Source organism: Inquilinus sp. (assembly GCF_039594555.1).
Lineage (GTDB): Bacteria > Pseudomonadota > Alphaproteobacteria > DSM-16000 > Inquilinaceae > Inquilinus.
This window is the reverse complement of record NZ_JBCNNF010000537.1, coordinates 1-3966: the sequence shown is the minus strand read 5'-3', so window position 1 is coordinate 3966 and position 3966 is coordinate 1. Positions and strand designations below refer to the sequence as shown.

General features: G+C 70.5%; 2 protein-coding genes. One reads left to right on the top strand and one right to left on the bottom strand.

The window, feature by feature from the left end; translation table 11 throughout:
• Nucleotides 1–730 (bottom strand): transglycosylase domain-containing protein (locus tag ABDW35_RS33500; RefSeq protein WP_343718181.1); only part of this gene is annotated, 730 nt, incomplete at its 3' end.
• 580 nt (nucleotides 731–1310) lie between these two features.
• Here ABDW35_RS33500 and ABDW35_RS33495 point away from each other — a divergent pair.
• Nucleotides 1311–3966, top strand: a 2656-nt coding sequence (locus ABDW35_RS33495) for a ribonuclease E/G (RefSeq protein WP_343718180.1), incomplete at its 3' end; no start/stop codon positions are given.

Genomic DNA, 3966 nt, shown 5'->3' with positions numbered 1-3966 from the left:
CGGCCTGCTCCTTGGTGATGTGCCCGTCCTCGAGCAGCCGGCCGATGACGTAGTTGCGGCGGTTGACGGCAGCGTCCATCCGGGTCTTCGGGTCGTAGCTGCTGGGCGCTTTGGGCAGGCCGGCCAGGAAGGCGGCCTCGGAGACCGTCAGGTCCTTCAGCGGCTTGTTGAAATAGGCCAGCGACGCCGCCGCCACGCCATAGGCGCCGCGGCCGAGATAGATCTGGTTCAGGTACAGCTCGAGGATCTGCTGCTTGGTGAAGGCGCTCTCGATCCGGAACGCCAGCAGCATCTCACGGATCTTGCGGCTGATCGCCCGGTCCGGCGTCAGGAAGAAGTTGCGCGCCACCTGCTGGGTGATGGTTGACGCGCCCTCGACCCGCCGGCCGGAAGCGTAGTTCTGGATCGCCGAGATCCCGGCCCGGGCGACGCCCTGCAGGTCGACGCCCGGGTGGTCGTAGAAGCGCTGGTCCTCGGCCGAGACGAAGGCCTGCGCAACCAGGGGCGGGATCGCCCCGAACGGAACGAACAACCGGTTCTGGCTGGCATATTCCGCCATCAGCCGGCCGTCGGCGGCATGCAGCCGGGTGGTGATCGGCGGCGCGTATTCGGCCAGCTGCGCCGTGTCCGGCAGGTCGCGGCCGAAATAGCTCGCGGCGGCAAAAACGCCCACCGCCGCGATGACGAGGAGAAGGATAAGGGAGGACAGGAGCCAGCCGATCAGGCGCATCGGACCTTGGGGGCAATGAATGGGCGGCGGCCGCCCAGGAACGACGGAAACGGTCGGCGAGGCCGGCCTCGACGGAGAAGCGAATAGGCCGCGATTGTGTTCCGTTGATGACCGCGCGGGCCGGCGGAGGGCATCCTGTTACCATAGCGCCGGGCGCGAGTCAGGTCCCTGCGACCGCACGTGCCTGTTACGGCCGAAATCTCCCATTGTCGGAACCGCAGGGCCTCGGTATCGTGACGGCGCGACAGTCTGTCCGATCGGACGATCGGGTCTCCAGGTCCCCTGGGCATCCGCGTCGGCCGCGCGGCGGCGCATCGATTTCCGCCGGGAAACGTCCATCGTCGAACGGCCGGCACGCGATGCGCGGCTGCGGATGTCGGGCGACATTGAGATCAACTCGAGGCCGTGCCCCGGCGCATCCGCGCCGGACCGGTGGTCGCGGACCCTCCCGTCTGGCCTGCTGCGAAGCGCCGTTCTCGGGTGATCACGGTTCGCGCCCCCGGCGGCTTCGGCAGGACAAGGACGCGCCGCAGCCCCGTCGGTCGCACGGGGTCGCTGGCAGCGTCGCCAGGGTTTGTACATGGCTAAAAGAATGCTGGTGGACGCCACCCATGCGGAAGAAACGCGGGTGGTGGTGCTGGACGGCAATCGGCTCGAGGAATTCGACTTCGAGACCGAAGCCAAGAAGCAGCTGAAGGGCAATATCTACCTGGCCAAGGTGACGCGGGTCGAACCCTCGCTCCAGGCCGCCTTCGTCGAGTATGGCGGGAACCGGCACGGCTTCCTGGCCTTCTCGGAAATCCATCCCGACTACTACCGGATCCCGATCGCTGACCGCGAGGCCCTGCTGGCCCGCCAGGCGCAGGAGGCCGAGGAGGCCGAGGCCGTCGAGGCGAAGCCGGCCGAGCCGGCGTCCCGCCGGCGCCGTGGCCGTGACCGCCGCCCGGCCCGCGCCGAGGCGGCCGAGACCGGCCCGAGCGAAGTGGTCGAAGCCATCGAGGTGACCGGCGACGGGATGGCGGGCGAGGTGATCGCCGCCGAGCCCGTCACCGAGGACGGCTTCGGCGAGACCCTGTCAACCGAGGGCGACAGCGGCCCGGTGGCCCTGCTGGCCCCGGCCGAGGCGCCGCGGGGCGACGACCCGGCGACGGCCGAGGGCGAGAATGGCAATGGCAACGGCCATGGTCACAGCCATGACGGCGAGCAGGAGCCGGGCGTCGAGGTGCTGGGCGGCGACGAGGCCGAGGAGGCCCGCGATCGCCGCTCGAAGCTGCCGAACTACCGCAACTACAAGATCCAGGAGGTCATCAAGCGCCGGCAGATCATGCTGGTGCAGGTGACCAAGGAGGAGCGCGGCAACAAGGGCGCCGCGCTGACCACCTACCTGTCGCTGGCCGGCCGCTACTGCGTGCTGATGCCGAACACGCCGCGCGGCGGCGGCATCAGCCGGAAGATCGCCAATCCCAAGGATCGCAAGAAGATGAAGGCGATCATGGATGACCTGGACGTGCCGGACGGCATGGCGGTCATCCTGCGGACAGCGGGGCTGGAGCGGACCAAGCTGGAGATCCGGCGCGACCTCGACTACCTGCTGCGGCTGTGGGATTCGATCCGGCAGACGACGCTGCAGTCGACCGCCCCCTGCGCCATCCATGAGGAGGCGGATCTGATCAAGCGGGCGATCCGCGACCTCTACTCGAAGGACATCGAGGAGGTCCAGGTTGCCGGCGAGGAGGGCTACCGCACCGCCAAGGACTTCATGCGCATGCTCATGCCGAGCCATGCCAAGAAGGTCCAGCCGTACCAGGACGAGAACGTCCCGCTCTTCCACCGCTTCAACGTGGAAGGCCAGATCGACGCGATGCACAGCCCGGTGGTGCAGCTGCGCTCCGGCGGCTACATCGTCATCAACCCGACCGAGGCGCTGGTCTCGATCGACGTCAACTCCGGCCGCTCGACCCGCGAGCGGAACATCGAGGAGACCGCGTACAAGACCAATCTGGAGGCTGCCGACGAGGTGGCCCGCCAGCTTCGCCTGCGCGATCTGGCCGGGCTGATCGTCATCGACTTCATTGACATGGAGGACGACCGCCACAACAAGGCGGTCGAGCACCGGCTGAAGGAGGCGATGCGGCAGGACCGCGCCCGCATTCAGATCGGCCGGATCAGCGCCTTCGGCCTGCTCGAACTGTCGCGCCAGCGGCTGCGCCCGAGCCTGATGGAGACGCATTTCGAGACCTGCGCCCATTGCGGCGGGCTGGGCATGACCCGGACCACCGGCTCGGCCGCCCTGTCGGTGCTGCGCGCGATCGAGGAGGAGGGCATCCGCAAGCGCGCCTCCGAGATCACCGTGCATGTCGCCACCGCCCTGGCGCTGTATCTGTTGAACCAGAAGCGCGACGCCCTGGCCGATATCGAGCGGCGCTACGGCGTGCGGGTGATGATCGAGGCCGATGACAGCCTGATCCCGCCGGCGCACCGGATCGAGCGTACCCGGGCCCGCAGCGCCGAGCTGCCGGCCCCGATCGCGCCGGTCGACAACACCGCCCGGATCATGGCCGAGACCGACGCCGCGCTGGAAGCCGAGGCGGAGGAGGCCGAGGACGAGGCAGAAGAGGTCGAAGAGGCCCGGGAGCCGCGCCAGCAGCAGCATCGTCCAGGACAGCCGCAGCAGCATCACGGCCAGCAGCAGGCCGATGGCGAGGGCCGCGGCCGTCGCCGCCGTCGCCGGCGCGGCCGGCGGCGCGGTGACGGTGAAGGCCATCGCGGCGACCAGCCCGCAGCCGTCGCGGCCGATGGCAGCTTCGGCTACGACCCGCGCGACGAAGGCGAGGAGGGCGGCGCCGAGGACCAGGCGGCCGAGCCGTTCACCCTCGAGGCCGCGGATGCCGCGAGCCACGCCGAGCCCGTCGAGGAGGCCGCTCCGCCGGCCGCCGAGCCAGCCATCGCCGCCCCGGTCGAAGCGGCCGAGCCGGCCCCCGCCGAGGCCGTGGCGTCCGAGGCGGCCCCGGCCGAGGACGACGCCAAGGCCCGACGCCGCGGCCGTCGCGGCGGCCGCCGCAAGAAGGCGGACGAGGAGGCCGAGCCGTTCGTGCTCGAGGCCGCCGACGCCGCCAGCCATGCCGAAGCCGTGACGGCGCCGGAGACGGTGGCGGCCGCCGAAGCCGTGGTCGCGCCCGCGCCGGCCCCGGCGGGAGCCGCACCGGCCGAGGAGGCGCCAGAGCGGGAGGGCCGGG